Raw genomic sequence first — 25,847 nt, forward strand, 5'->3', positions numbered from 1 at the left:
ATAGCCCTTGCTATAGAAGCCCTGTCCCAGGGCATATCAGTTTACTTTACGAGCCTTTCCAGGCTCATTGAAGACCTAAAAACAGCCCATAAAGAAAGCCGGTTGGAAAGGCGAATGAGGATCTAACTTAGGCCCAAGCTCCTTGTTATCGACGAAGTGGGCTATCTCCCTTTAGATGGCCTTGGCTCAAACCTCTTTTTCCAGCTAATAAGTGCCCGGTATGAAAAGGGGAGCATCATCCTCACCAGCAACAAAAGCTTTGGGGAATGGGGGGAGCTCATGGGAGACCCGGTGCTTGCCACTGCAGTGTTGGATAGGCTATTACACCATGCCCATATAATCAACATAAGGGGGAACAGCTACCGCTTAAAGGACAGGTTAAAAACCGGTCTCTACGGTAATCCACATGTCAAAGCTTAATTTTAAAAAAAGCCAGGGTGGGTCAATTTAAAACCGTTGAAAATGGGTCAATTTAAATCCGCTATTGACAATATAAAACATTAACCCCTACATCAACGACCAGACCTTCTATACCAACATCTAAGTGCGAAAAGCCCTGGAATTACCCGGGGCTTTTTATTTTTCCAGCCTCTAACCTTCAATCGCTAACTCCCAGCCTAAGGCGGCTTTTGCCGGCTCAATTTTTTTAAAAGAGATTTTGTAGAAAGTGGCTAAATTAAGAAAGTTTATTTTTGGAAACAATATCAGCTCAAGTTTTTATAAGATAAAGCAAATTTTAAAATGTCGAATTATGTAAAATTTTAACGACAAAATATGGCAAAACAGAACAAGGAATCGGAAAAATAATGTAGAATAAATTGTAAAAAAATTATAAAAAATTGAAGGTGGTTACAGGAATACAAAATGGCTTAGGCCAAGGGAAATATGGATTGGAGGGACCTCAAGTGGATAAGACGTTGAAACCACTTGATGAGAAAACTCTGGAAGCACTTGCCGAGTTAATTTGTGGTGACTCAACGGAGTGGTACAGGAAAGGCTGGGAACTTCCGGATTTTTTTCGCCGGGCCGGCTTAGAGTTTCACAATCGCCACAAAATGGCAGGCATTATAGAAAATCAAGAGTGCATAAGTGAGTTCTTTTACCAATTATCTACTTAAAAAGTCAGTATAAGGGGAGTTGCCGGGTATGTTTACGAAAGATCTAAAGATAAATCCCGAAAAAATTGCCTACTGGTTGATCAGAATTTGCACCGAGTTCTTTATGCTTTAGGTGCTTTTCCAAAAGATATTGTACCAAAAGTAGCTGAAGCGCTTTACCATAATGGTTATTATAATGACCAACAGTTTCGAGTGAGGTTGTTTGCTATCGGTTCAGAGAAAAATAAACAACTTCAGGAAACAGTTGTTCAGCTCACATGGGAGGAGCTACTTGATTTCATTTATAATCGTTTTTCTGAATATCGCGCACAAAAAGCTCAGAATGAGCAGTGGGACAAAGATGGAGGACTGCTGTATCAATTAAGTTTAAGGCTTTTTCGCGGGATGATTTTATTAAAACTATAAAAGATGCAATGGATAAATTTATCTCGTCTTCAAGATAACTTACTTGATTTCCCTTTTTTAAGATATTTTGGTTCCAACTTACATAGGGAGAAATTGTTGAACATTAGGTAAAATAGGAGGTTACTATGCAAAATCTATGCGAATTTATTTTTCACAACGTAGGACAAGGATTATTTTATTCAGGAAAAATTAATGACTTAAATTTCATTTATGATTGTGGTTCAGAAAATTATAAAAATATCAAAAAGGCAGTTACAGAATTTATAACCTATTTGAAAGGGAAAATAAGAATAGATTTGTTAATTTTATCTCATTTACATTATGACCATGTTAGTGGTCTTGAACTTCTCTTAAAAAAATGTGAAATTGAAACAGTGATATTGCCATACATAGCATTGGAAGAAAGGCTGTTGATTGCAGTTAGATGGAATTATCTAAAGCAAGAATGGTATTTTAATTTTTTAAATAACCCTACTCAATATTTTGAAGGACATGGGGTTAAACGAATCATTTATGTAACAGCAGAAAATGATGATTATTGGGAAAATTCTGATAATCAATTTGGTGACCATGATAGCAAATTATCAATAAAGCTGATTAAATCTAGAAAAGCTTTTGAAAATAATTTAAAAAGTTTGAAAGTCGATATTTATAATCATTACGGAAAGATAGAGTATCGTAACATTTGGGTATTTAACTTACATTGTTTTGAAGTAAATATTGAAATAATGCAAAAATTTAAGAGTGAATTAAAACGAGAAAAATTATATAATATAGAAAACATAAAAGATTTAATTTTAGATAATGAAAACCGCAAAAAATTAAAAGAATGTTATCAAAAAGTAGTATAAGATCTAAATTGGACAAGTTTAGTTTTATTACATTATCCTGCGGATTATACTAAAAGCTATGGGTTTATTGGATGTAATAACGCATGGAATAATTGCAAATTTTGCTGCAACTATATTTGTTGTTGTTGGCATGAAGTTTTTAATTTTTCTGCCCAAATATTATTTGGCGATGCAAATGTTAAACGTGAGGAAAACTATTATTCATTTTTAAAAAGGTTCAATGAAGACGTTTCAAAATTTGATATTTCAAAATTTAACATTCCCAAAGAAAATGTTTCTTTAATTACTTTACCCCATCATGGTTCAAGGGGAAACTGGAATAGAAAATTGATTGAAGATTTTAGAAATTGTGAGTTTTGGATTTCATCATCAGGATTTTCAAATAGATATGGCCATCCTCATATTGAAGTTGTTATTGATATTTTAGGAGCAAACAAAAATCTTATTATTTCAAATGAATTAAATATGATAATGATAAGATAAGGACACAGCATTTAAAAAATGTAGAGTTAAGAAGTATAAAAAATAAGTAATATCAATCTAAAAAATGTTATGTACTAAAAATTTCTTAAACTTTTGGTAATAACAAAGAAATGGGGTGATGAATATGAAATTAATTAAAATTTTTTTAGAAGATTTTAGAGGTTATTATGGATTACATGAAGTTGATATATCAGATTTTACGGCATTTATTGGTAAAAATGATGCTGGAAAGTCATCTATTTTTGAGGCTTTAGATATTTTTTTTAATGAAGGAAAAGGGAATGTTAAGATTGATAAAAATGATCTGAATGTGAAAACAGCAAGTGAAGGTAAGGATTTTTTTAGAATAGGGATAGAGCTTACAAACTATCCTGAAGAATTAATTATCGATGAGACTAATCCCACCAATTTGAAAGACGAATATTTATTGAATCGAAATAACAATTTAGAAATTTGGAAGACATTTAAAAATGCAAAACTACAAGAAACAGCTTTAAAATGTTACCATCCTGCCAATGATGATTATTTGCAAGATATTTTGAGAAAGAAAATAAATGATTTAAGAAAATTTGTTGAAGAAAATAACATTGATTGTGAAGATAAGCGTAAGTCAGCAGTTCTGCGAAAGGCTATAAGAAAATATTATCAACAAAAAGACGGTGAGTTGAGGTTAGATGAAATAGAAGTAAAAGTTGATAGCGAAGATGCAAAGAAAATTTGGGAAAAGCTTTCAGACTATTTACCTTTATATGCCCTTTTCCATTCTGATAGGAAAAATTTGGACCAAGATGAAGAAGTACAAGATCCTCTTAAAGTGGCAATTGAACAAATCTTTAATGAAGAAGAGGTCAAGCAAAATCTTGAGAGTATTGCAAAGAAGGTAAACGAGAAAATTAGTAAAATCGCCCAAGAAACAATAGATTATTTTAAAAATTTTTCACCAGATTCTAACTTTAATTTAGAGCCAGAGATACCTGGGATTGATAAGTTAAAATGGTCAAGTGTATATAAATCAATAGGTTTCAAAACTGACGAAGTACCTCTAAATAAACGGGGTAGTGGTATTCGACGTATAGTGTTATTAAGCTTCTTTACTGCAGAGGTTGAAAGATTGAAGAGAGATAAAAATTTAGCTTCAACTATATATGCGATTGAAGAGCCTGAAACGTCTTTACATCCAGATTTACAAAAAAAATTAATTGAGCAACTTTTAGAATTATCTGAATATCCAAACATCCAAGTTTTAATTACCACGCATAGCCCAGCGTTGATACGGTTATTAGAAACAAGTTCAATTCGATATATTGAACAAAAAGAGTATAGTTCAAATGTTAAAAATTTCGATGTTGAAGTTGCGGATAAAATTATTAAAAATATGGGGCTTTTGCCCGAGATTGCTAAAGTAATTGTTTGTGTAGAGGGAGAAACCGATGAAAAATTTTTATTAAATATTAACCAAAATATACCAGAATTGAAAGAAATAATCGATATAGAATCAAAAATAGAAGCAGGTATTCTAAGCATAATTCCAATGCGTGGGGCAAATTTAAAAGATTGGATAAATAGATATGCTTTGAAAAACACTAATGCAATTGAATTTCATTTATATGATAGAGACACAAATGAACAGTATAAAAAGCAAATCGAAGAAGTAAATTCCAGGAATGATGGATCTTGTGGCAGGTTAACAGAAAAAAGAGAAATAGAAAATTACATCCCTAAGGAAATTGTCGAAAAAGAATTTAATATTGATTTAAGTGATGTTGAAAATTGGGACTACGAGGATATTCCGAAAAAAATTCAAAATAAAATTCCAAATATGAAAGAAAAGGATATAAAAATGAAACTTTGTTGTAAATGCTCTAAGGAAATAACTAAAAAACATCTTGAAGATTTAAATGCTTGGGATGAGGTAAAAAGTTGGTTTGAAAAAATTAATGAACTTTGCAGTAAAGTTTTACAGAATCCTTAAGCGATTGACTGATAAAGTGACGTTGCTTTTCTTTAATTATTGTGAAAATAGGAAATAGGAGGAGGTATAGTTGATTAGAAAATTTGAATGGCTGCCGTTTTCTGAGTGTGCTTTAGCTGATCCGTTTTTTGAGTCATTGAAGGAAGATTATGAAGAATTTCCAGAATGGTTTTTAAAGAAAGTGCAAAATAATGAGAAGGCGTTTGTTTACAAAGATGAGTGGGGTATTTGTGCTTTTATTTATTTTAAGGATGAGGAAGAGGAAATTAGAATTAATGATAAAGTTCTTCCTCAAAAGAAAAGAATTAAAATTGGTACTTTTAAACTTGATGATAGAGTACAAGGACAAAGACTTGGAGAAGGCGCTTTAGGCGTAGCATTATGGAAATGGCAGGAATCAGATGCTGAAGAAATATATTTAACAATATTTCCAAAGCATAAAGTGCTTATTGAACTAATTGAAAAATTTGGTTTCAAAAATGTAGGGATGAATCACCGGGGAGAATTTGTATATATAAAAAATAAAAAGAATTTTGAAACTATAAATCCTTATACTGCATTTCCATACCTTAACGCAAATTTTACAAAGGCTGGTTATATACCAATTTATGATTATTATCATGATACTTTGTTTCCTTTTTCAGAGTTATATAATACTAAACAGGATTTTGAGGAAATTGCTGCCGCAAATGGAATTACAAAAGTCTATATAGGTTTTCCCTATGGTGAACTTCACCATAGGGAGGGAGAACCGGTAATAATATATAGGATACATACAGGTGAAAATAGGCAGTATAAATCAGTTGCCACATCATATTGCACTCTTACTAAAATTAAATATATTAAAAAGTACGGAAGAAAATTAACAGATTTAAATGATTTTATATTGATTACAAAAAATAAAACTGTTTTTACAAATGACCAATTAGAGGAGTTTTATGATACCCAAGAGAATATAGTAGTAATTGAAATGATATATAATGGATTTTTTGGTAAGGGAAAAAACATAACTTTTAAAAAATTAAAAGATATGGGCTTATTTGAAGGACATCCATATAATATTAGATTGTCACGTGAACAATTTTTAAAAATATTAGAATTAGGTGGTAAAAATGTGCAAAATACTATTATCGATTAATCCAAAACATGTTGAAAAAATATTTAGTGGCATAAAGAAATATGAATACAGGAAAACAATATTTAAACGGAAAAATATAGAAAAAATATTAATTTACTCAACTCACCCAATAAAAATGATTGTTGGTGAGGCTAATATTGAGGAAATAATTATTGACGAACCCCATATTGTCTGGGAAATTACAAAAGATTTTGCTGGTATAAATAGAGAGTTTTTCGAAGATTATTTTAAAGGTCGTAAAAAAGCGATAGCATATAAACTTAGAGATATAAGAAAATATAATACACCTATAGAATTAAAGACCCTTGGAATAGATTTCGCTCCCCAGTCGTTTATTTACATTGATTAAAGCCAATTATTACTATAACGAAGTTACTGATATTTTAATAAAAAAGAAGTAAACTAATGTCACCGCCAGTGTATAATTGACCAAATACCTCAGAGCAGAGGGTATTCCCGAAAGGAAGCCCCATCCCAAAAAGGTTAAAAACTCGACCCATACAAAGATACCATTCAAGAGCTCATAAATCTGGGATATTCAACTGCGAAGTCATTTACGAAAGAATCAAAGAAGAAGGCTACACCGGAGGTCGCACTATTTTAAGGGACTATGTAAGACAATTCATTATTAATTTAGATAATAAAAATATACAGGATCAAATTCATAAATTATCAAATGAGTTAGAGATGTATAAAACAAGTTATGAAAATCTATTAAAAAAATTAGAAAAAAAGAAAATTACAGCGATCTAAAAAGATAAAAATAAATGCTTTATACAGGAGAGGTTAGATTGTAAATATGGAGGTATTTGCCATTTTTGCAGACTATATTAAAAATTTTGTTTTTAAATTAAATGAATATACGCTATTGCAATTATTATGGGTAATTGCAATCTATTATTTTGTTTTGAATTCAATATTTGATTTTGTAATAAAAATTGATAACACAGCATTTACTCAATCAAATTTAGATAGAATATTAGAATACAATAAAACTATTTTAAACTTCCTACAAGAATATGAAATTGCCTGGATAGACTTAACGGTATTAACATTTTTGGCATCAATGATAGTAGTTTTGGTTGCTTATACATTGTTTAAGGATTACATGTTTATTCGTATTTTTAGTATTTATGGTGGAGTTGTAAGTATGTGGTCGCTAGTAATTTATGCTACTTATAAATTATATATTTTTTTTGGTTTGTACTATGGAATAGTATTATTTTTTATTTCATTAATAGTGCATTGGATAAATGAAAAAAAGAGAAATTTAACTTAGAAAACTGTGTTTGGCAATATAAAAACATAAAACGGCAAAGAAAAATCCAGATAAAATATTGGCCATTGCTAGCATAAAAAGATAAAATCGTAAAAAATTATCAAAATAAATTGCTCCAAACATTTTGCAAGAATTATAGCAAAATATTTGGGGGATAAAAAGTTTTTTCAACTGTTTTGTTTTGAAGTATGTTATGAGTGTTAGGCGAGGATAACTTGCTAAAAGGACACAAATTAATAAAAGTGGAATCTCCATATTTTGGGGGTCAGCCTATTAGTTTAACATAATTCATTATGAAGGGAGAGAAAAAATAGATGGAATTTATAATTTCTGAATTGCAGACTGAGTATTCCTTTGAAGGCCAGGTAATTAAAAGATTGAAAGAAGTTTTAAATGAAATAGATGGTTTTTGTTTTTATAATCACCCATCATCAGAAATAGATGATGCTAGTTATGATGAACATTCATTTTTAATATTATCTCCATATTGGGGTGTTTTAATTTTAGATGCTTTCCCCTATGATATAAATAAAATTACAGAAGAAGAAATAAAACAAATATTAAAGTATGGAGAGGCTAAAATATATAAAATCTATTCAAAAATTTTAGGCAATGGAAAATTAAGGGATTGCGAAGATGAAAGATTAAAAATAGAAAATATTATTTATAATCTGTTCTTTCCTTATGTGAATGAAGGACAAGTTTCTTACCTGACTCCAGATTTAACTAATAAAATTATATGGAATGATACAATTTCAAGTAACATTGATAGATTAAAAGCAAAATTTGACAAGTTAATAGATAGAAGTATTTGGAATACATTAATTAATGAAATATCAGGTATATCTCAAGTAGTTAAAAAACGGTTTAAGTGTGTTTGGCAATATAAAAATACATAAAACGGCAAAGAAAACTGCAGAAAAAATATCGGCCATTGCCAGCACAAAAAGATACATAAGAGGTAAAATATAACAGTTTGAGAGGGCGTTTTTAAATCTATAACTCTCACCTTTAAACACAAGGATATGAGCATGGTGGATAAGGTGGTCTATCGCGGCTGCTGCCAGCCGATTATCAAAAAAAACTGTGTTCCAGTTCCTTCATAAAAAAGAAAAATTCCCGGAATCAATCCGGGGAATTTTCGTTATCGTCTTCTTCATATGGATTAAAAGGGGGCAGTATCAAAGGTGGCCCATTAAGCATTTTTTCTGTTATAAATCCAACCACTAGAGAAATAAACGGGAATAATGGTTCTGCTAAATAGTTCTTATCTTTTTCCAATTCTTCTTCATTTACTAACGCATTAGCAGAATAATAACCAATAACCTCCAGTTTAAAAGCAAGTAAATCCGGGACAAAACTAATTTTTTCAGATACCTTAACTATAAACTTCTTATCGCTTAAAACTTCAATATTAATTGATGGTTTTTCTCTTTTTAAACTAAACTTTTTGCTTCCTTTTGAATTTTCGTTAGTTTCTTTAGTTAAGTAAGCATTAATTTCTTGAATCTTTATTGTTCTTAAAGAATATTTTAATTTACTCATAGCTTTCCTCCATTTTTTCTGATACTGTCATATTCCCAGAAAACTCTATGTTCTCGAGAGACGAAAAAACATTTCTGTTTCTTGCTGGCCATAGCTCATCATACTTCACATAAGAGTTTTTTGGCAGATAATCTTCTTTTCGATAATAATAGTATCCTGAAATATCACGTTTTGTCTTTGACCTTTCTGTCAACTTTCCAAAGTTAAAAGATAACAAAGATAAAATAAATTGATTTAGGCTTACTCCCTCTTTTTTAGCGTATCGGACTAATTGTTTATGCAATGATTTAGGCATTCTTAAAGTAAATTTCCCGCTGTATTCATCGCTATCTTTTTCAGGCAAAGGAATTTTTTGTCCTCGTTTAATAGCAACTTCAAGCCAAGAAAGTTTAGCGTCATTAACATTTGCAAGTGCTTCCTCTGGAGTTTCCCCATCGGACATGCAACCCGGTAAATCAGGAATTTCTGCAAGCCAGCCACCTCCATCTTCCGGAGAAAGCTTCCGTAAAACAATAGGATAATCCTGGTTCATGAAAAATTCCAAAGTTTTATCAAAATCCATAATTTTAACCTCCTTTCAACTAATCATCAATAATATTTTCAAGAAGTTGTATAAGCTTTCTAATATATACTGCTTTCACTCTATTATTATGTACAGGAACGGTAACATTATTTTCCATGTCTTCCGGATGATATACTACCCAGTGACTTCCCTTAGAACCTTTTACGATATAACAACCGTAATGTTCCAAAATTGTTTTGAGCTGATCCCATTTAGCTTCAGTTGGATTATTAAGTATTCTTTGGAACCGCTTCTTTATTTTTGACACCCAACTCTCCCCCATAAAAATTTCACATGCCACCATATTTGATACCACTACTATAATACAATAACACGGTCATACTAATAAATCAAGTTAAAGTAAGTATTTGTTGCTTCTTTAGCAACCACCTCTTAACAATAGAAAATGCTGGTAATACCGGAGTATAAGGAATAGTGTTACAGGAAGGAGTTGTTTTGTTTTTAACAGTTTTTTTAAGCAATGGGGCGGACGCGAAAGGAAGATTAATGGACGGGAAAGTATGGAGCCAATATCCTGAATTTGCAATCGTACCAGTATAAAAAACCCCTTGGTTTACCTTGAAGACCAGGGGTTTTATGTTTTGTGCGCTAAACTTTCGAATTTTTTGCCGTTACCCTTTGATAGTCTTAGAGAAAACAATCATAAAAGTTGTTAATTAGGTTTTAATCTAACCTTTTTGGGGTGGAAAGCTTGGAGGGACTGGGGTGCGTAACGGTTTGCGGGTCTGCAGTTTGGAGAGGGCCCGCCGGAAGGAGCGGCTACGGTGTCTGTTCAAAATTTTTGACCCTGTTTGCTGGACAGTTCGACTAAAATCTACAAAAAATACCCGTTGCGTTTTTTGTTGCTATATGTTACTTTACAGGATAAATTTGCAGGTAGCGGAAGAAAAGGAAGGCGAGGAGGTGGCATTGGTTAAGATAGGGCGGTAGATTTTGCGGGTATTTGGTTGACCGGTTGGGTTGAGAAGGGAAAAATGATGGCAGGGGAAATTTCAAAATTCAGGCGGCATCCATTTATTGCAGGACTTGGTGAATTAAAGAACTAAAGTGAACGAGGAGGTATTCAGATGAAATCGGTTAAGAAAAAGTGGGGGTTGCTCTAACATGAGCGTATCCGGCGGTACCCCTAACTTGGACCGCGTTCTTAGCGAGTTCAGTGAAGAAGAATATGAGGGTTTCAAGCAGTTCATGCGCTGGATACCTGATAACCATGACAGGCTTTGGGCCGAACCCAAACTGGCCCGCGAACGCTTGGTAGAGGTCTTCAAGTATCTCGTGCCAACCAGAGGCGAAGAGGACTTGGAACGGATTTTTGAGGCTCTCGCTAAAGATGCACCCGGGATGCCTATCTTAAAGCTGTTTAACAAAAAATCAAGAAAAAAGGGTTAATGTTCAAACCTGCGCAGCGAAATCGCCGATAAAGTGGATAACTTGCCGACCTGGCAGATGTTCTGCTGAAAGCTATCGAAAATCAAATCACAGGTGGTCTCAACGGGATCGGCGTTTCTTACTCCACGGCAAAGGCTGTAGGTTACTACATTCGACTATTTGTTCTGATTTGCGGACGGCGGGGCAGGCGCTCCTGGTGGCGGGGAGCGCCTGCGCCATGGCTGTCCCGCCTATACTGGCAGGCCGGTTCCTGGCATAGGAGTATAGACTCTCGTAATCATTGATCTGATCGTTCCCGGCGACCCCATACCGTTCATTCCATTTAGTGTGCAAAAAACAAGTCCCTCTCCCCTTTCTGATCCCTTGACTCTATTCAATATGGAGTGATGACGATGTCTGGAGAGCGAGAGTATTTTTACATTGGAGACAGGAACAAGAGCACCCGTGGTATTAAGGGCATCAGCGGTATATGGAAGTCTGTTCTTGAATATGGTGTATTCTCGGCTTCCCATTTTGAAGCTCGCTTTCCCGATGACCCTGCCTTGAGTGAAGGGAAATAAATTTTATTGTTGGGGGTGTCTTTGGTGATTATAAAAGATGTGTTTACTGAACAATACGTGGAGTTAAGTTTTTCTCATTTTAAAGGAGAAAGTATCGTTTTTTTATAAGGTTTAGTACTCCCCTTGGTAACATTAAAGTTAATTCTAAAAAACATTTTTCTTTTGCCTATATTTCTTAAAATCATAAAAAGTCATCAAAATAAATCACCCCAAATATTTTGTAAAAATTATAGCAAAATATTTGGGGTCTAAAAAGGCTAAGCCGCTGATTTATTTTGAAAAATTTCTGGGGATTTCTGAGAAGATAATTTGCAAAATAACATCTTGTGAAAGAGAACGAGAACTATAGACTTTTGCCATCACAGGTTGCCCAGCAAACGCTGATTTCTGAAAATGAAGCATTTAAATTTTTTCTGGGTATTCTAAAAGGCAAAAAAGAAGGAAAGGTAGATGAAAATGCGTTTATGGTCTATACATCCAAAATATCTTGATACAAAAGGGTTGCTTGCCCTCTGGAGAGAGGGACTTCTTGCTAAAAAGGTTTTAGAAGGAAAGACAAAAGGATACAGAAATCATCCTCAACTTGAAAGATTTAAAAAATCTACATATCCCTTGCTTTATCTAAACGCTTATCTTTATCAAGTTTATTTAGAAGCGAAAAGTAGAGGTTATAATTTTGACCAAAGCAAAATTGAGGTAGTAAACTTCCTTCCTCCAATCCCTGTTACTATTGGACAGATAAAATACGAATTTGAACATCTGTTAAATAAACTTATTATAAGGGATAAAAATCGGTACAGCAAAATAAAAAACACAACCGAAATTTCTGTAAATCCAGTTTTTAAAATAATTCCTGGAGAAGTGGAAGGATGGGAAAAAATGAATAAATAGGTAAATTTACTGTTACCTGTGAAAAGTTCTTTACGATTTTTCGGTTACATCCATGGTAACAAGGTAACGATCAGATTATCGACAGATATAATGAGTATATAAACAGAAGTGGGCGCTTTCAGCCTCACCTATCTCCCCGACTTTGTCAGTTAAAATCCTGTAACCCTTGAAAAATGGGCATCTTTATCCCTGAAGATGCGCAAATTGTCCCTACATCTTCGTCTAAAAAGATTTAGGCAAGTTCATTTAAAAAGTTTTAAAAATATGTTATGATTTTCTTGAAGATACCATAATCTCAGGTGGTGATTTTATGTCTGTTGACCAAGCTAAAATTGAAGCCCGTTTAGACCAGATAACTAATATGCTTACCGAATTAATTCGCATTGTAGGAAACAACAATGCCGCCATTGAAGAATTAAGAAGTGACATGAAGGAACTAAGACAGGATGTAGATGTATTAAAAAGTGATGTTGCCGAACTTAAAAGTGATGTTGCTACCTTAAAAAAGGATATGCAGGAAGTAAAAGAAACTCTTAAAGAACATACCGAAAAATTAGACTATGCCCTGTTTAAGCTTGCAAACCACGATGCCGATATTTTTAATCTGAAAAGAATAAAGCCGTAAATTATTAAAAAAGACCTGCCCCGACTTTGTCAGTTAAAATCTTGGAATGCTTGCAAAAGGGGCATCTTTATCCCTGAAGATGCGCAAATTGTCCCTATTCGTTATAACGGACTTTTAATTTTTGACCGCTGATGAAGTATTTTCTGATTTAAGGTCAAGACTTGCTAATAAGGTAGATGCTGGTATATCAGCCGATTAAATCCCTAGATGCAGAAGATAGAGTATTACCGGTAAAAAGTTATTTGAAGCTTTACGTGGTCACTGAAGATAAAGTAGAAATCCATGGAATTCTTGACAGTAACCTTATAAATCTGATTAAATTAAAAGTGTAGTTTAATAGAACCATAATGGGATGGAAATAGAGGAGGGTGATTATTTACCCTTGTAGTTTTTTAATTGAACCAAAATTGGGTTTTTTAGGTATTGACAAATTTTTATTTCTATTGTAAATATTTAGTTAAGTAGGTTTCTTATTTTATTTTTTTATTCTTAATTGAACCAAGAGGCGGGTGTTTATTAAAAATACGAGGACTAAAAAGTTTACCAAAAGTTCATTTATACAAAAAATGCCTTTTAAAATTTTTAAAAATCCAAAAGACTCGAGGATCGTAATTTCTGGGGAAAAAAGGTACTGTTTTATTAGCGGGGTAATGCTTCGCTATATTTTCCGTCAGTATTTCATAGCGTTTTTACCAGAAAAGTAAAATATTTTGGAAAATTTTTTGGTCGACTAATTTTAATATTTTTCCTGGGTATATAAAAATGGCTGAAAAAACAATCTTTTTAAAAGGTGAAAATATGTTGGACGATATAAATGATATTGAACTTGGAGGACTTGAGGTAAATTACTATACAGTTTGTCCACGAAAACTCTGGCTATATGCTCGATATATCCGTCAGGAAAGGGTCCATGACCGGGTAGAGCTTGGTCGATTCGTTCACGAAGAGTCCTATCGGCGTTTTAAGAAAGAATTGGAAATAGGTTCTGTAAAAATTGATCTTTTAGAAGATGGGGCGGTTTGCGAGGTAAAATTATCATCAAAAATGGAAGAAGCTCATTTATGGCAGCTGTACTACTACCTTTATTATTTAAAACGAAAAGGATTTTCCGCAGTTAAAGGCATCCTTTTATTTCCCAAAGAAAAGAAGCGAAAGGAAGTAGTCTTAACCGCAGAAGTGGAAAAAAAGTTATCCCAAATAATTGCCGAAATTATTCAGTTAAAAAAGGAAATGTTTCCACCGGAAAAAATCAGAAAATTAAGTTTTTGCAAAAAATGTGCTTATTTTGAATTTTGTTACGCTTGAAAGGAGGTGAGAGGGTGGGCTATTTTACCTTTACCGGCAATCCTTTTGTGGATGCGGGTTTATTGGCTCTCTTAGCATGGAATTGCAAAAAATCGCTTGAAGACCTTAACCTTAACGATTTAGATGAAATTACCGAAATCACATCAAAACTCTATAACAGCGAACGCTGGCGAAAAAATCTCTATTCGGTTTTTCCCAACAATCCTTTTACTAATCCATCGGTCAAAGAAAAAGAAAATAAGTATTTGGAATTTATGGCCGATTTAAAACAGAATATTAAACCTCTCAATACCGGCTATGGCTGTGCGGGCTGTGGTGTTCGTGAACCCTATAAAAAATTTACCAAGACGGATGTACCTCTTACCGGCACCAGAGATTTGAGGAATCATTTTCCAGCGGCGGAGGACGGAGAAAACTACTGTGCCTTATGTGCTATGCTTGTTCAGTTTATGCCTCTGGTTCTTTTTTCCTGCGGAGGGCGGTTTATGCTGGTGCATTCCGTTAGTGAGGAGTTAAATTATATCTATGTGCGCCAATGTATTAATGAAGTAAAACGCCAAATTGCCCTGGGGGATCTAACGGGAATATATGATAAAGGATATAAAAATCCCGTAAATGCTGTATTTTTTCTCGCCGAAGAGATTGTGCGGGATCTTACAGACCTATTTGAAGAACCGATAGCCGTTAGAATTTATAATTTTACCAATTACAACCAATCTCCCGACCTTTCCATCTACGACCTTCCTGCCCGGGTTTTCTATTTTATCGTTCGGGCCAAAAGAAAAGGCTTCTGGCGGGAATGGCAGGAATTAAAAGCCAAAGGCTATACCGGCAAGAGAGCCGAAAATGCTACCGAAGAGGAAAAGAAAAATTTAAACAACGAAGTCCTTAACAAACTTTTAAACGAGGAAAGCGTTGTTTCCTACTTTGTCAATCCTCAGAATCGCACTATCACCGGCAATTTTGAATTTCTATCTCTATATTTAAAGGAGGTGAGAGGTTACATGGAAAAACGCATTGAAACCATTAAGCGCGTGGGGGACGAGCTTGCAAGGTATATCAAAGAAACCGATGATACGAGAAGACTTTTCCTTTTAGAAAAAGCCAATAGTTACGATGAATTTCGCAATCAATTAAGGATAATTTACAGGAAACGGTTTGAGAAAGGGGTTTCAACGCCTTTATTTACCTTAGATGAATATATGGAAGACCTTTTTCCCGAAGGGCCGCAAAACTGGAAAGAAACCCGGGATCTCCTGCTTTTTAGAATCTACGAAACTTTATCGGGATGGCTTACCGATAAACCTTTAGAATTTACTGAGGAGGAGGAAAAAGAATGAGAAAGCACTGCCTTGGATTTGTTTTAATTGATGCTCCTCATTCGGCCTTAAACAATGCCGGGAGCGATGTAGGCGCAAGAACGGAAAATACCATAGCGGTTAAAACCATTCGAAAAGGCCGGGATATTTATCCCTATGTATCGGCCCAAGCTTGGCGCTACTGGTGGCGGGATGTTTTAGCAAACAAATTTAACTGGCCAATGTCCCCGATTGCCCGTGAATCAAAAACGGCTTTTACCGAAAACAATCCCTTTAAGTATTATGACGATGATGTTTTTGGTTACATGCGGGCTGAGAAAAAGGATACATTCACCCGGTTATCACCTCTAAAATGTTCCCCGCTGGTATCGGTAGTGCCCTTTAAGCCGGTAGATGATTTCGGGGTAATGGCCCGGCACGAAGGTGATCCTGTTCCCTATGAGCATCAGTTCTATTCCACGGTTTTAAAAGGTATTTTTGCCTTAGATTTAGATAGCGTTGGTCGCTTTACCACGGTAAATAAAACCGGCTTTAAAAATATTAGCCCCGAACTTTTGGAGAAGGCCAATGAATACAACGCTACGGTCATTGACGGGGAAGCGGTGTTGGCAGCCGAAGAGCGGGCTAAACGGGCGAAAGAAGCTTTATTAGCTTTAGCCTATCTTTTCGGGGGAGCCAAACAAACTCTGCATTTAACCGATGTATCACCAAAATTTGTAGCTCTCCTTATCTTAGACGGCGGTAACCACCTTTTAATGAACTTGTCCGGAGAAAAAGACGGTAAGCCCATCATTAACCTTGATTATTTAGAAGAGGTGCTTTTAGATTATCAGGAAAGCATAATTTCTAATGTATATTTAGGCAAAGCTACCGGCTTTATGGATGAAGTGGATTTAGCGGAGTTTAAAAACCGGATGGCGGCCAAAGGCTTTAACAGAATCGAAGTAGGAACAGTAAAACAAATGATCGAACGCTTTGCCGGGGAAGTGGAAAATTATTATTTGGGGAGATAGGCATGAAAGCCTTAAAAATTAAGATAAAGGGATTAACCGCCTCTTTTCGCTACCCTCTATTTATCAGCGGCTACCAACCCACCCTGACGGTACCGCCCCTTTCTACCGTATTAGGCTTAATTTCTGCAGCTGCCGGGGAAGTTATCCGGCGAGTTAATTTTGGCTTAGGTTATAATTTTAGCTACCAAGCCCGGGCGGTAGACCTGGAAACGGCTTATGAAATAGGCGAAAAACTTTCTTTCAAAACCAATGTTTGGCGGCGGGAATTTCTCTTTGAACCGGAACTTACCTTATATCTTACGGATCTAAACCTGCAGTCGCTCTTTAAAAAACCTGTTTATCAGCTGCTTTTAGGGCGTAGCCAGGATTTAGCCTGGGTTGCGGGTATCGACGAAATCGAACTTGCTAAAGTAGACAAAGCTACCTTGAAAGGCTGCTTGGTACCGGTTGGCGTCCAAGGAGCTGTTGGGCCGCTTGTTTCCCTGCCGGTAATCTTTGATGGTGGATATCCCAGAAAAAGGCTTAAAACCGAGAAGTTTATTATTATTGACCGGGAGTGTCAGGTAAGGGATGAAAAAAATCTTTATTTAGATCCTGATGAGGATTATGGGGTGTATTTATATGATCCAGAATATTTTTGCTAAGCCCGATGAAAGTTTAAAAGAGCATACCGAAAAAGCGTTTAAAGTCTTTAAGAGTCTTAGGGAAATTTACCAAAATGCCCCGGCGTATGCCGGGGATCCCCTTTTTTTCCAAAAGCTTTTCTGGGCGGTGTTTCTTCATGATTTTGGCAAAGGAGCGACGGGGTTTCAAGAACAATTAAAACCCAAAGGAAAGCGCTGGGGCTATCGCCATGAACTGCTTTCTACCCACTTTGTAAATCTTCTGCCGTATAATGACAATGATTTAGAAGATATCCATTTGTGGATTGTTACCCATCATAAAGACCTAAGAGAGCTTCAGGAAAAATACTTCGATGAGGAAACTTATAATGACCGTTTAAAAGAAATTAAACCGGTAGAAAAAGAACTAATTTCTTTTCTTGAAGAAGGTAAAAGGAAATTTCGGGAGATGTTTGGTGATGAATTTAACTTAAAAGACAATTTGGCAGACAATAAATTACTTTTTAAAACATTAAAAAAAATGCTTAAGAATGTACGCATGGAGAAAAAAATAGAGGCTAAAGAAAAAATCCGTGGGATATTAGGACGCGGGTTTTTAATGGCTGCCGACCATCTGGCGTCGGCAGGAAAAGATTCTATTGAAAATTTTCCCGCACCATCCAGGGTATATAAATTTCAAAACCTCTACTCCACCCAAAAGTTTTGCCGGGAATTTAAAGGAAGTTTAATGCTCACTGCCCCAACCGGTTCCGGTAAAACCGAAGCTGCTTTATTTTGGAGTGAGGCCAACCAAAAGCCCGGGGAAGGCGACCGGGTATTTTATATCTTACCTTATACTGCCAGCATCAATGCTATGTATGATCGATTAAAAGAAAAATTTGGAGAAGAAAAAGTAGGCTTTTTGCATGGGAAAGCCCAGTATTATCTTTATAAAAAATTCGGGGAAGATGACATACAGAGAATTCGCGACCTGAAAGATTTAAACCGGAAAATATTAAAACCTTTGAAAATTATGACACCGTTTCAGTTAATTAAAGCTTTTTTCGGGGTAAAAGGCTTTGAAATGAATTTAGCAGAGCTTTTAGAAGCTAAAATAATTATTGATGAGATCCATGCTTACGACCCCAGGACTACAGCCTTGCTTTTGACTTCTTTAAAATTCCTCCAGGACCACTTTAATGTACGCATCTTGGTAATGTCGGCAACAATCCCCACTTTTTTAAAAAATCTTATTCAGGAAAAGTTAGCAATATCACAGGAAGTAACATTGACCTCCGATGAACTAAACCGATTTACCCGCCACCGGGTAGAAGTCTTGCCTTACGATATCTTTAATTCTATAAAAAAGATTAAAGAATACTTAAATAAAGGTAAAAAAGTCCTGGTGATTTTAAATACTGTAAAACGCGCCCAGGAAGTGTATCAACACTTTGCCGATATCTCTTGCCGGAAAAAATTACTGCATGGACGTTTTACGCAGCGGCACCGGGAAGCTATTGAGCGGGAACTATTGGACCTTGATTTACTGGTAGCCACCCAGGTGGTAGAGGTATCCCTCGATATAGATTATGACGTCCTATTTACCGAGCCGGCACCTTTGGATGCTCTCCTGCAGCGTTTTGGTCGGGTAAATCGCAAGGGGCAAAAAGGAATTTCAAAAGTGTATGTATTTTCTACAGGAAGTCCGGAGGATCAATATATTTACTATCCTGACCTTGTAAATAAAAGCATTGAAGTATTAAAAGAAGTGGATATACTTTATGAGGCAAAAATTCAGGAGATGATAGATAAAGTTTACGACCAATGTTTTACACCAAAGCAAATGGAACTTTTTAAAGAAGTTGAAAAAAGTATGCAGGCACTGCTTGACTGCCTATATCCTTATGTTGTTTTTGAAGAAAATGAAGATAGGTTCTATAAACTTTTTAATTCAGTAGAAGCAGTGCCCGAGCGGTATCTTGGGGAGTATCAGGAGTTAGTCGAGCAAGATAAATATTTTGAGGCAATGGGCTATTTAGTAAATATAAGCTTTAATCAATTTTTTAAGCTGCAAAAACAGAGGTATATTTATCGCAAGGATGATTGTCTGGTAGTAAGCAGTCGCTATGATGATGAGCTGGGGTTGATCCTCAATGAACCGGAAAGCATCTTAGAAAGTTTTATTTAGGAGGAGAGTATGGGCAGGACGATTTATATTTTTAACAGCGGAAGATTAAGAAGAAAAGACAACACCCTGTACTTTGAAACCGAGGAAAGCAAGAAACCGCTACCGGTGGAAAATATTGAAAGCATTTATTTTTTTGGAGAGGTTGACTTAAATACTAAAGCGGTAAATTTTCTTGCTCAAAATAATATTACTCTTCACTTTTTTAACTACTATGGCTTTTATACCGGAAGCTTTATGCCAAGAGATTATTTAAATTCCGGCTTTCTTCTGGTAAAACAGGTAGAGCATTATCTTGATTTGGAAAAACGAATGACCATTGCTAGGGAAATAGTAGAAGCGGCTTCGGATAATATTTTAAGGAATTTAAATTATTATAAAAATCGAGGGTATAGAGTAGAAAGCGAAATTAGCGGTATAGAAAGTTTAAAACAGGAAATAAAAAGGGCCAAAGACCCAGAAGAACTAATGGCAATTGAAGGTAATATCCGGCAGTACTATTACCGGGCATTTCCGTTAATTACGGGATATGAAATGGAAAAAAGAGTTAAAAGACCGCCGGATAATATCTTAAATACTTTAATTTCCTTTGGGAATACGGTGTTTTATACTACAGTGCTTGCCCAAATTTACCATACCCAGTTAAACCCAACAATCAGCTATTTACACGAACCGGGGCAACGTCGGTTTTCTTTAGCCTTAGATTTAAGTGAAATTTTTAAGCCGATAATTGTAGATCGGGTTATTTTTACCGTATTAAATCGAAATATTATCACCGAAGATGATTTTGAAATCGAAGAAGGTTATTGTTTTTTAAAGGAAAAGGGCAAAAAAGCTTTTTTACAGGAGTATGAAGAAAAACTTCGCTCGACCATTGAGCATCGCAATTTAAAAAGACATGTATCATATCAGAACTTAATAAAATTAGAAGCCTATCGATTGATAAAGTATTTAATTGGGGATGAAAACTACCGGGGATTTAGGGCGTGGTGGTAAGATGTATGTTATTATCGTTTACGATATTGGGGAAAAAAGAGTAGCCAAGGCGTGTAAGTTTTTAAGAAAGTACCTAAACTGGGTGCAAAATTCTGTGTTTGAAGGAAATTTAACCGAAAGTCAGTTTGAAAAAGTAAAATATGGGCTAAAAAAATTAATTTGTGAAGAGGAAGATGCAGTGCTGTACTACGTTTTTTCAACCCCTAAGTGGGTGGAAAGGGGAATTTTGGGTAAGGAGAAAAATCCGATAAGTGATTTTTTGTAAAAAAAGCAGGAAAAATTCGGAATAAAGCGAATAATAAATGGCAAAGGAATAAAAAAATGTCGTCGCTGCCCAGGGATTTTTGCACTATCGGGGGTCGACGACGATTTTAAGGTTTTCACCTACCCGAAAGCCTTATTTTTTAAGGCTTTCAGGATGGGTTTTAATAGAACCATTGTGGGATGGAAACTTTGGGGAAATCCAATTAGATAACATAACATATTTAAGTTTTAATAGAACCATTGTGGGATGGAAACGCTGGAATAACGGTTCCATCGCTTCCTATAAACTTTGTTTTAATAGAACCATTGTGGGATGGAAACAAGCAGGGATAGGAGGTGATGAAAGTGAAAGTGGAAAGTTTTAATAGAACCATTGTGGGATGGAAACATTCTAAAGCAACAGGTGCTAAAGCATCATAAATGAGTTTTAATAGAACCATTGTGGGATGGAAACGTTTTTATAAGCGCAGGGCCAAATATTGCAAGCAAAGTTTTAATAGAACCATTGTGGGATGGAAACATTTCTCCCCCATCTCACTCACCTTCCCCCCTTTCACCGTTTTAATAGAACCATTGTGGGATGGAAACTTGGTATTTCTGTTGTAGACGTTGTTTCAGTAGCCTCGTTTTAATAGAACCATTGTGGGATGGAAACGATTATTAAGAACTGGGATAAGCTAAAAGCAAAAGGTTTTAATAGAACCATTGTGGGATGGAAACGCATTGAATTCGTCTCCGCTGGTATAAAGCCGGCCGCGTTTTAATAGAACCATTGTGGGATGGAAACCGCTAAGGTCAAGGAATGCGAGCAGGTCAAAGCACGGGTTTTAATAGAACCATTGTGGGATGGAAACAACTGGGAGAACTTTATCCTGCTGCCTTCCGGCAAAGGTTTTAATAGAACCATTGTGGGATGGAAACACTTGTTTAGATATAATATTGGCTAAATCGCTGTGTCGTTTTAATAGAACCATTGTGGGATGGAAACTTGCTAGTAATTTTAATTTTATTTGCATCATAACTAGTTTTAATAGAACCATTGTGGGATGGAAACTGATTAGAACTTTGACTAAAAATTTCTCTTAAATTGCGTTTTAATAGAACCATTGTGGGATGGAAACAGTTACCGCACCGCTTGAACGACCATTAACTCCTTTGTTTTAATAGAACCATTGTGGGATGGAAACTAAAAAACAGGATGCAGAATTTCATTATTTTCTGTTCGTTTTAATAGAACCATTGTGGGATGGAAACGGATGAACTTCTACAATACCCTCATCAGTTATTAAAGTTTTAATAGAACCATTGTGGGATGGAAACGCTCTTCATACCAGTTACATACATCTTTACTCAAATGTTTTAATAGAACCATTGTGGGATGGAAACAATAATTTGCATCTATATAATCCAAATTAAACGTTAGTTTTAATAGAACCATTGTGGGATGGAAACGGAGCATGCAGAGGGGAACGTAAGGGGTTCCCTTGCGTTTTAATAGAACCATTGTGGGATGGAAACTAGCCATATAAGCAGAACGAGAAACACCAGCTTTTTTGTTTTAATAGAACCATTGTGGGATGGAAACGGAGGGAAAAACGCCCTCCAGGGGCCCACCCGTTAAGGGTTTTAATAGAACCATTGTGGGATGGAAACCCTTTAATTTTCTAACCTTATTATAAAACAATGTAAGTTTTAATAGAACCATTGTGGGATGGAAACCAAGTCAATATTAATTTTCGTATTCGCTTCGAATACAGTTTTAATAGAACCATTGTGGGATGGAAACCACTTTTTAGCAACGTCCATCAAATCACTGGATAATGTTTTAATAGAACCATTGTGGGATGGAAACATCATTCTTCCACACATTAAAAACATTAAAGTATTCAGTTTTAATAGAACCATTGTGGGATGGAAACTGACTTCCCTCGCCCGGCCTTTTACCACTTACCCGCAGTTTTAATAGAACCATTGTGGGATGGAAACCTTGGTTCTGTTGGAAAATGGAATATTTTTAGTAATGTTTTAATAGAACCATTGTGGGATGGAAACAATTTTAGCCTTTCTAACCGGCCTTTCTGTCTTTAGGTTTTAATAGAACCATTGTGGGATGGAAACCTGCTAAACGCTCATAATAACGACGCCTATTATTTAAGTTTTAATAGAACCATTGTGGGATGGAAACCTACCGAAGCAGGTTCCCGGTCAGGGAGTCCCAGTTTGTTTTAATAGAACCATTGTGGGATGGAAACGTGGTTAAAAACACCATACACGACCCCACGGAGTGCCCAGTTTTAATAGAACCATTGTGGGATGGAAACGGGCACGTCCCCACATCTTCAAGAAGGCGTCCTTGAGAAGTTTTAATAGAACCATTGTGGGATGGAAACTATATAGATGTTTCAGATGTTTTTGCAGATGAGGTAGTTTTAATAGAACCATTGTGGGATGGAAACAAGGCTATCCCGGCCGGCCTTAGTTGAATAAAAGCAAGTTTTAATAGAACCATTGTGGGATGGAAACTTTATTATTAGGAGGTGTTTTTATGGTTTTACTTTAGTTTTAATAGAACCATTGTGGGATGGAAACAAAATTATAATTTAAAAATTTTTTATATGGAGGTGAGTTTTAATAGAACCATTGTGGGATGGAAACAAAATTATAATTTAAAAATTTTTTATATGGAGGTGAGTTTTAATAGAACCATTGTGGGATGGAAACCCAAATACGCTTCGAATTTGAACTTGTTCATATAAACCGTTTTAATAGAACCATTGTGGGATGGAAACTACTTATAAAAGTAAAAACTAATAACAAAATTAAAAAGTTTTAATAGAACCATTGTGGGATGGAAACTTAGCCCTTAAATTTTCGGGAGTTTCTTCCATAAAAGTTTTAATAGAACCATTGTGGGATGGAAACGGGATAAATATAAGAAGTTCCAGAAAAAATTAGAAGGTTTTAATAGAACCATTGTGGGATGGAAACTAGTTGAATATTAAAAGGTGGTTCAAATATGATAATAGTTTTAATAGAACCATTGTGGGATGGAAACGAAAGAAATAAGAAAAAATAAGATGGGGAGGAAGTAGTTTTAATAGAACCATTGTGGGATGGAAACTTCTCAAAAAGGTTTTTGCCACAACGCTCACAATTAAGTTTTAATAGAACCATTGTGGGATGGAAACAGGGGAGGCGAAATTATGGCGGGGTGAAATGCCCACGGGTTTTAATAGAACCATTGTGGGATGGAAACTCGTTTTTTCCGTCGGTGCCGGCCACTGGTCGCCAGTTTTAATAGAACCATTGTGGGATGGAAACTGGTAATGGAGGTGGAGGACGTTGGCTAGTGGAGTAGTTTTAATAGAACCATTGTGGGATGGAAACTTGTTCGCGTTTGTTTTGGCTTCCCAAAACCGTATCAGTTTTAATAGAACCATTGTGGGATGGAAACTTGTTCGCGTTTGTTTTGGCTTCCCAAAACCGTATCAGTTTTAATAGAACCATTGTGGGATGGAAACAAAGCAAAAGTGACAGCTTCAAACTGCTTCTGCGGGTTTTAATAGAACTATTGTGGGATGGAAACACGCATTCCGGTAAAGATAGCGGTACATATTAAAGCGTTTTAATAGAACCATTGTGGGATGGAAACTGTATCTTGCAACAGTTTGCAGGGAAGTTGAACCATGTTTTAATAGAACCATTGTGGGGTGGAAACTAAGTTAAGTGAATTAAGAAAGGCAGAAAGAGCTGTGTTTTAATAGAACCATTGTGGGGTGGAAACGGCCGATAGCCACAGCCTCCTGGATTAGGTCCCGCATGTTTTAATAGAACCATTGTGGGATGGAAACATCCTCACCGTAGCACAAGCCGCAAAGTTACTTCAACTGTTTTAATCGAACCATTCTGGGGTGGAAACCGGGTTAAAATTACCCTATAACCAGCCTTTTCAAGCTCTGCTTGCTTTAATAGAACCATTGTGGAGTGGAAACGCTGGATTTGCAGTACAAATTCCACCGGGAATTAAACTGCCTGAAGCTTCAGCGGAGCAGGTTTAAAAAAGCCATTTAGAAGTGGAATTTTAAAAATTTAGAAGCTTAAAGCAGGAAAAGGTTTTAATTTTCCTGCTTTTAATTTTTAAAAGCTTGCGAAATTAACTCTAAAATTTTGTAAATTAATCGAGAAATATGGCAAAAAGAGAAAAATTAAAGAGGATTTTCCTTAAAAATGGCGAATATTTGATTTAATATTGATAAACGTTACTATTTATTTTAATAAAAAATATACTAGCAAAGGCGAGGTATACTAAAGAATGGATTGGCCTTTGATTACAAAAAATGATGGTTTGGATCATGCTTTTTCTATCTTTATTTACCTTATGCTGCAAGCTTCCGGTGGATAAAGAACAATTTTCGGGCAACATATTTTTTCCCGATGATTTGGGAAAGTGACGGTCAAAGCGATAAAAGGAAAAAGGTATTTCTTCCGATTATCTCTGAAAATGAAGTTGGATGGCGGGCGGGTGGAGAAAAAGTTACGCCTGAAGAGTTTGAATATTATTTCTTAAACGCTACTGCCCAGACCTCGATTGATTATGAGCTACGGTCTGCTCGGGAAGGTTCTCTTTATCAGATTGAGTATGTTTGCCCGCAAACCCGCAATCCCCACAGCCAAAAAGTTTCTTTTACCGGATATATTTTTGTAAAAAATGAGGCAATATCGTTGGAGAAATTAAAAGAGTTACTGGAAGTGATTTATGTGGGTGGGGAGCGGAAATACGGCTGGGGAAAGCTCTTTAATCCGGAGTTTCAAAAAGCGGAAGAAGTTGAAAAGGAAAAGGTAATTAATTTATTTGACCAGATAAAAGTAAAGGTGGATTTTGACGAGGACAATCTATTTTTTATATTGGATCAAGATACGCCGGTCTTAGCTCATGTTTTAATGAAAGATGGAGTAAATGAAAAATTAATGGGCAAAGTGGAAGTTTTGGAACAGCGCTACACGGAAGATAACAATGGAAAAAGACATTTTGGTAAACGAATATTTTTATACCCGAGTTTTATGCCCGGAAGTTTAGTTAAAACGAAAAGTATTTTTACGTTAAAAGCCGAAGGATTCTGGGAGGTTTAAACTTGATTATATTTTACCAAAAATGTTTTAAACGAATCATTGTTGTTGAAGGCAGCGGTAATCAGCAAACTTTAGCAAAATATCACGGGGTTTTAGTAAAGAAAGATAAACATAATACAAGTAAACATGAAACGCCCTGCTAAAACAGTAACCTTATCACTTTAACATTGATATTTGGTAAAAATCCCAAAAAA

The 25,847-nt window shown here is 35.4% G+C and carries 26 protein-coding genes, 3 pseudogenes and 1 CRISPR repeat array; of the genes and pseudogenes, 25 read left to right on the plus strand and 4 right to left on the minus strand.

Annotated elements, in window-relative coordinates; genetic code table 11:
* The 10 genes and pseudogenes from istB to cpu_RS09260 form a co-directional block, all read left to right on the plus strand.
* Nucleotides 1-420, plus strand: a pseudogene (gene istB / locus cpu_RS09215) (IS21-like element ISChy4 family helper ATPase IstB); the annotation flags it as partial.
* 485 nt (nucleotides 421-905) lie between these two features.
* A complete protein-coding gene (locus cpu_RS09220) occupies nucleotides 906-1,118 on the plus strand; it encodes a hypothetical protein (protein WP_075859723.1) in 213 nt (70 codons plus the stop codon).
* An 87-nt stretch (nucleotides 1,119-1,205) separates the two neighbouring features.
* Nucleotides 1,206-1,523 (plus strand): hypothetical protein, encoded by a 318-nt coding sequence (locus tag cpu_RS09225; protein WP_075859724.1) that lies wholly within the window; start codon nucleotides 1,206-1,208, stop codon nucleotides 1,521-1,523.
* A gap of 125 nt (nucleotides 1,524-1,648) precedes the next feature.
* Complete coding sequence (locus cpu_RS09230; RefSeq protein WP_075859725.1) at nucleotides 1,649-2,374, plus strand: MBL fold metallo-hydrolase; 726 nt, start codon at nucleotides 1,649-1,651, stop codon at nucleotides 2,372-2,374.
* A gap of 607 nt (nucleotides 2,375-2,981) precedes the next feature.
* On the plus strand, nucleotides 2,982-4,829 hold the full coding sequence (locus cpu_RS09235) for an ATP-binding protein (protein ID WP_075859726.1): 1,848 nt from the start codon (nucleotides 2,982-2,984) through the stop codon (nucleotides 4,827-4,829).
* A 70-nt stretch (nucleotides 4,830-4,899) separates the two neighbouring features.
* Nucleotides 4,900-5,967 carry a GNAT family protein gene (locus tag cpu_RS09240; protein WP_075859727.1) on the plus strand — a complete coding sequence of 356 codons (1,068 nt, stop codon included), beginning with the start codon at nucleotides 4,900-4,902 and terminating at the stop codon, nucleotides 5,965-5,967.
* On the plus strand, nucleotides 5,942-6,316 hold the full coding sequence (locus cpu_RS09245) for an ASCH domain-containing protein (protein ID WP_075859728.1): 375 nt from the start codon (nucleotides 5,942-5,944) through the stop codon (nucleotides 6,314-6,316). Before cpu_RS09240 ends, cpu_RS09245 begins: the two co-directional genes overlap by 26 nt.
* An 82-nt stretch (nucleotides 6,317-6,398) precedes the next feature.
* A pseudogene (locus cpu_RS09250) lies at nucleotides 6,399-6,591 on the plus strand (IS21 family transposase); the annotation flags it as partial.
* Nucleotides 6,592-6,766: 175 nt separating this feature from the next.
* On the plus strand, nucleotides 6,767-7,246 hold the full coding sequence (locus cpu_RS09255) for a hypothetical protein (protein ID WP_075859729.1): 480 nt from the start codon (nucleotides 6,767-6,769) through the stop codon (nucleotides 7,244-7,246).
* 314 nt (nucleotides 7,247-7,560) lie between these two features.
* Entirely contained in the window at nucleotides 7,561-8,145 is a 585-nt protein-coding gene (locus cpu_RS09260; protein WP_075859730.1) for a hypothetical protein, read from the plus strand.
* Here the strand turns inward: cpu_RS09260 and cpu_RS14355 are convergent.
* From cpu_RS14355 to cpu_RS09280, 4 genes and pseudogenes are all read right to left on the minus strand, one after another.
* A pseudogene (locus tag cpu_RS14355) lies at nucleotides 8,083-8,331 on the minus strand (ATP-binding protein); the annotation flags it as partial. The gene cpu_RS09260 and the pseudogene cpu_RS14355 overlap by 63 nt on opposite strands.
* A 40-nt stretch (nucleotides 8,332-8,371) precedes the next feature.
* Nucleotides 8,372-8,791, minus strand: a complete 420-nt coding sequence (locus cpu_RS09270; protein ID WP_075859731.1) for a hypothetical protein — start codon at nucleotides 8,789-8,791, stop codon at nucleotides 8,372-8,374.
* Entirely contained in the window at nucleotides 8,784-9,353 is a 570-nt protein-coding gene (locus tag cpu_RS09275; protein WP_075859732.1) for a type II toxin-antitoxin system HicB family antitoxin, read from the minus strand. Before cpu_RS09275 ends, cpu_RS09270 begins: the two co-directional genes overlap by 8 nt.
* 19 nt (nucleotides 9,354-9,372) lie before the next feature.
* The gene (locus cpu_RS09280; protein ID WP_159433994.1) at nucleotides 9,373-9,621 is read right to left on the minus strand and encodes a type II toxin-antitoxin system HicA family toxin; all 249 of its coding nucleotides are present in this window, start codon (nucleotides 9,619-9,621) and stop codon (nucleotides 9,373-9,375) included.
* A gap of 458 nt (nucleotides 9,622-10,079) precedes the next feature.
* On the opposite strand from cpu_RS09280, the gene cpu_RS09285 reads away from it, so the two are divergent.
* The 15 genes from cpu_RS09285 to cpu_RS13685 all read left to right on the plus strand — a co-directional run bounded on the left by cpu_RS09285 (nucleotide 10,080) and on the right by cpu_RS13685 (nucleotide 25,796).
* The gene (locus cpu_RS09285; RefSeq protein WP_075859734.1) at nucleotides 10,080-10,304 is read left to right on the plus strand and encodes a hypothetical protein; all 225 of its coding nucleotides are present in this window, start codon (nucleotides 10,080-10,082) and stop codon (nucleotides 10,302-10,304) included.
* Nucleotides 10,305-10,478: 174 nt separating this feature from the next.
* Nucleotides 10,479-10,763 (plus strand): hypothetical protein, encoded by a 285-nt coding sequence (locus cpu_RS09290; protein WP_075859735.1) that lies wholly within the window; start codon nucleotides 10,479-10,481, stop codon nucleotides 10,761-10,763.
* A 392-nt stretch (nucleotides 10,764-11,155) separates the two neighbouring features.
* On the plus strand, nucleotides 11,156-11,323 hold the full coding sequence (locus cpu_RS13675; protein WP_159433995.1) for a hypothetical protein: 168 nt from the start codon (nucleotides 11,156-11,158) through the stop codon (nucleotides 11,321-11,323).
* Between the two features lie 450 nt (nucleotides 11,324-11,773).
* Nucleotides 11,774-12,214, plus strand: coding sequence for a pyrimidine dimer DNA glycosylase/endonuclease V (locus cpu_RS09295; RefSeq protein WP_200800673.1), 441 nt, complete (start codon nucleotides 11,774-11,776; stop codon nucleotides 12,212-12,214).
* Between the two features lie 310 nt (nucleotides 12,215-12,524).
* Nucleotides 12,525-12,839, plus strand: coding sequence for a hypothetical protein (locus cpu_RS09300; protein WP_075859736.1), 315 nt, complete (start codon nucleotides 12,525-12,527; stop codon nucleotides 12,837-12,839).
* 176 nt (nucleotides 12,840-13,015) lie between these two features.
* Nucleotides 13,016-13,171: a hypothetical protein gene (locus cpu_RS13680; protein ID WP_159433996.1), complete on the plus strand. Its 156-nt coding sequence runs from the start codon at nucleotides 13,016-13,018 to the stop codon at nucleotides 13,169-13,171.
* A 430-nt stretch (nucleotides 13,172-13,601) separates the two neighbouring features.
* Nucleotides 13,602-14,144 (plus strand): CRISPR-associated protein Cas4, encoded by a 543-nt coding sequence (cas4, locus tag cpu_RS09310; protein WP_077177283.1) that lies wholly within the window; start codon nucleotides 13,602-13,604, stop codon nucleotides 14,142-14,144.
* A gap of 14 nt (nucleotides 14,145-14,158) precedes the next feature.
* On the plus strand, nucleotides 14,159-15,484 hold the full coding sequence (gene cas8a1, locus cpu_RS09315) for a type I-B CRISPR-associated protein Cas8b1/Cst1 (RefSeq protein ID WP_075859738.1): 1,326 nt from the start codon (nucleotides 14,159-14,161) through the stop codon (nucleotides 15,482-15,484).
* Entirely contained in the window at nucleotides 15,481-16,476 is a 996-nt protein-coding gene (cas7i, locus tag cpu_RS09320; protein WP_075859739.1) for a type I-B CRISPR-associated protein Cas7/Cst2/DevR, read from the plus strand. Before cas8a1 ends, cas7i begins: the two co-directional genes overlap by 4 nt.
* Before the next feature lie 2 nt (nucleotides 16,477-16,478).
* Nucleotides 16,479-17,120, plus strand: a complete 642-nt coding sequence (gene cas5b, locus cpu_RS09325; RefSeq protein WP_075859740.1) for a type I-B CRISPR-associated protein Cas5b — start codon at nucleotides 16,479-16,481, stop codon at nucleotides 17,118-17,120.
* Entirely contained in the window at nucleotides 17,098-19,266 is a 2,169-nt protein-coding gene (locus cpu_RS09330; RefSeq protein ID WP_075859741.1) for a CRISPR-associated helicase/endonuclease Cas3, read from the plus strand. Before cas5b ends, cpu_RS09330 begins: the two co-directional genes overlap by 23 nt.
* 9 nt (nucleotides 19,267-19,275) lie before the next feature.
* On the plus strand, nucleotides 19,276-20,259 hold the full coding sequence (gene cas1b / locus cpu_RS09335) for a type I-B CRISPR-associated endonuclease Cas1b (protein WP_075859742.1): 984 nt from the start codon (nucleotides 19,276-19,278) through the stop codon (nucleotides 20,257-20,259).
* Nucleotide 20,260: 1 nt separating this feature from the next.
* A complete protein-coding gene (gene cas2, locus cpu_RS09340; protein ID WP_075859743.1) occupies nucleotides 20,261-20,524 on the plus strand; it encodes a CRISPR-associated endonuclease Cas2 in 264 nt (87 codons plus the stop codon).
* Nucleotides 20,525-20,681: 157 nt separating this feature from the next.
* Nucleotides 20,682-24,515: direct repeats of the CRISPR family, unit length 30 nt; unit sequence GTTTTAATAGAACCATTGTGGGATGGAAAC.
* A gap of 442 nt (nucleotides 24,516-24,957) precedes the next feature.
* Nucleotides 24,958-25,653 carry a hypothetical protein gene (locus cpu_RS09345; protein ID WP_075859744.1) on the plus strand — a complete coding sequence of 232 codons (696 nt, stop codon included), beginning with the start codon at nucleotides 24,958-24,960 and terminating at the stop codon, nucleotides 25,651-25,653.
* A gap of 2 nt (nucleotides 25,654-25,655) precedes the next feature.
* The gene (locus cpu_RS13685) at nucleotides 25,656-25,796 is read left to right on the plus strand and encodes a hypothetical protein (RefSeq protein WP_159433997.1); all 141 of its coding nucleotides are present in this window, start codon (nucleotides 25,656-25,658) and stop codon (nucleotides 25,794-25,796) included.
* Nucleotides 25,797-25,847: the final 51 nt, after the last annotated feature.

Source organism: Carboxydothermus pertinax, from assembly GCF_001950255.1.
Classification (GTDB): Bacteria; Bacillota; Z-2901; order Carboxydothermales; family Carboxydothermaceae; genus Carboxydothermus; species Carboxydothermus pertinax.

Bases quoted from the DNA above. Each gene is read 5' to 3' on its own strand.
- cpu_RS09230 (WP_075859725.1), top strand. From the start codon at position 1,649: ATGCAAAATCTATGCGAATTTATTTTTCACAACGTAGGACAAGGATTA.
- cpu_RS09235 (WP_075859726.1), top strand. From the start codon at position 2,982: ATGAAATTAATTAAAATTTTTTTAGAAGATTTTAGAGGTTATTATGGA.
- cpu_RS09245 (WP_075859728.1), top strand. From the start codon at position 5,942: ATGTGCAAAATACTATTATCGATTAATCCAAAACATGTTGAAAAAATA.
- cpu_RS09255 (WP_075859729.1), top strand. From the start codon at position 6,767: ATGGAGGTATTTGCCATTTTTGCAGACTATATTAAAAATTTTGTTTTT.
- cpu_RS09260 (WP_075859730.1), top strand. From the start codon at position 7,561: ATGGAATTTATAATTTCTGAATTGCAGACTGAGTATTCCTTTGAAGGC.
- cpu_RS09270 (WP_075859731.1), bottom strand. From the start codon at position 8,791: ATGAGTAAATTAAAATATTCTTTAAGAACAATAAAGATTCAAGAAATT.
- cpu_RS09275 (WP_075859732.1), bottom strand. From the start codon at position 9,353: ATGGATTTTGATAAAACTTTGGAATTTTTCATGAACCAGGATTATCCT.
- cpu_RS09290 (WP_075859735.1), top strand. From the start codon at position 10,479: ATGAGCGTATCCGGCGGTACCCCTAACTTGGACCGCGTTCTTAGCGAG.
- cpu_RS13675 (WP_159433995.1), top strand. From the start codon at position 11,156: ATGTCTGGAGAGCGAGAGTATTTTTACATTGGAGACAGGAACAAGAGC.
- cpu_RS09295 (WP_200800673.1), top strand. From the start codon at position 11,774: ATGAAAATGCGTTTATGGTCTATACATCCAAAATATCTTGATACAAAA.
- cpu_RS09300 (WP_075859736.1), top strand. From the start codon at position 12,525: ATGTCTGTTGACCAAGCTAAAATTGAAGCCCGTTTAGACCAGATAACT.
- cpu_RS13680 (WP_159433996.1), top strand. From the start codon at position 13,016: ATGCTGGTATATCAGCCGATTAAATCCCTAGATGCAGAAGATAGAGTA.
- cas4 (WP_077177283.1), top strand. From the start codon at position 13,602: ATGGCTGAAAAAACAATCTTTTTAAAAGGTGAAAATATGTTGGACGAT.
- cas7i (WP_075859739.1), top strand. From the start codon at position 15,481: ATGAGAAAGCACTGCCTTGGATTTGTTTTAATTGATGCTCCTCATTCG.
- cas5b (WP_075859740.1), top strand. From the start codon at position 16,479: ATGAAAGCCTTAAAAATTAAGATAAAGGGATTAACCGCCTCTTTTCGC.
- cpu_RS09330 (WP_075859741.1), top strand. From the start codon at position 17,098: ATGATCCAGAATATTTTTGCTAAGCCCGATGAAAGTTTAAAAGAGCAT.
- cas1b (WP_075859742.1), top strand. From the start codon at position 19,276: ATGGGCAGGACGATTTATATTTTTAACAGCGGAAGATTAAGAAGAAAA.
- cas2 (WP_075859743.1), top strand. From the start codon at position 20,261: ATGTATGTTATTATCGTTTACGATATTGGGGAAAAAAGAGTAGCCAAG.
- cpu_RS09345 (WP_075859744.1), top strand. From the start codon at position 24,958: ATGATTTGGGAAAGTGACGGTCAAAGCGATAAAAGGAAAAAGGTATTT.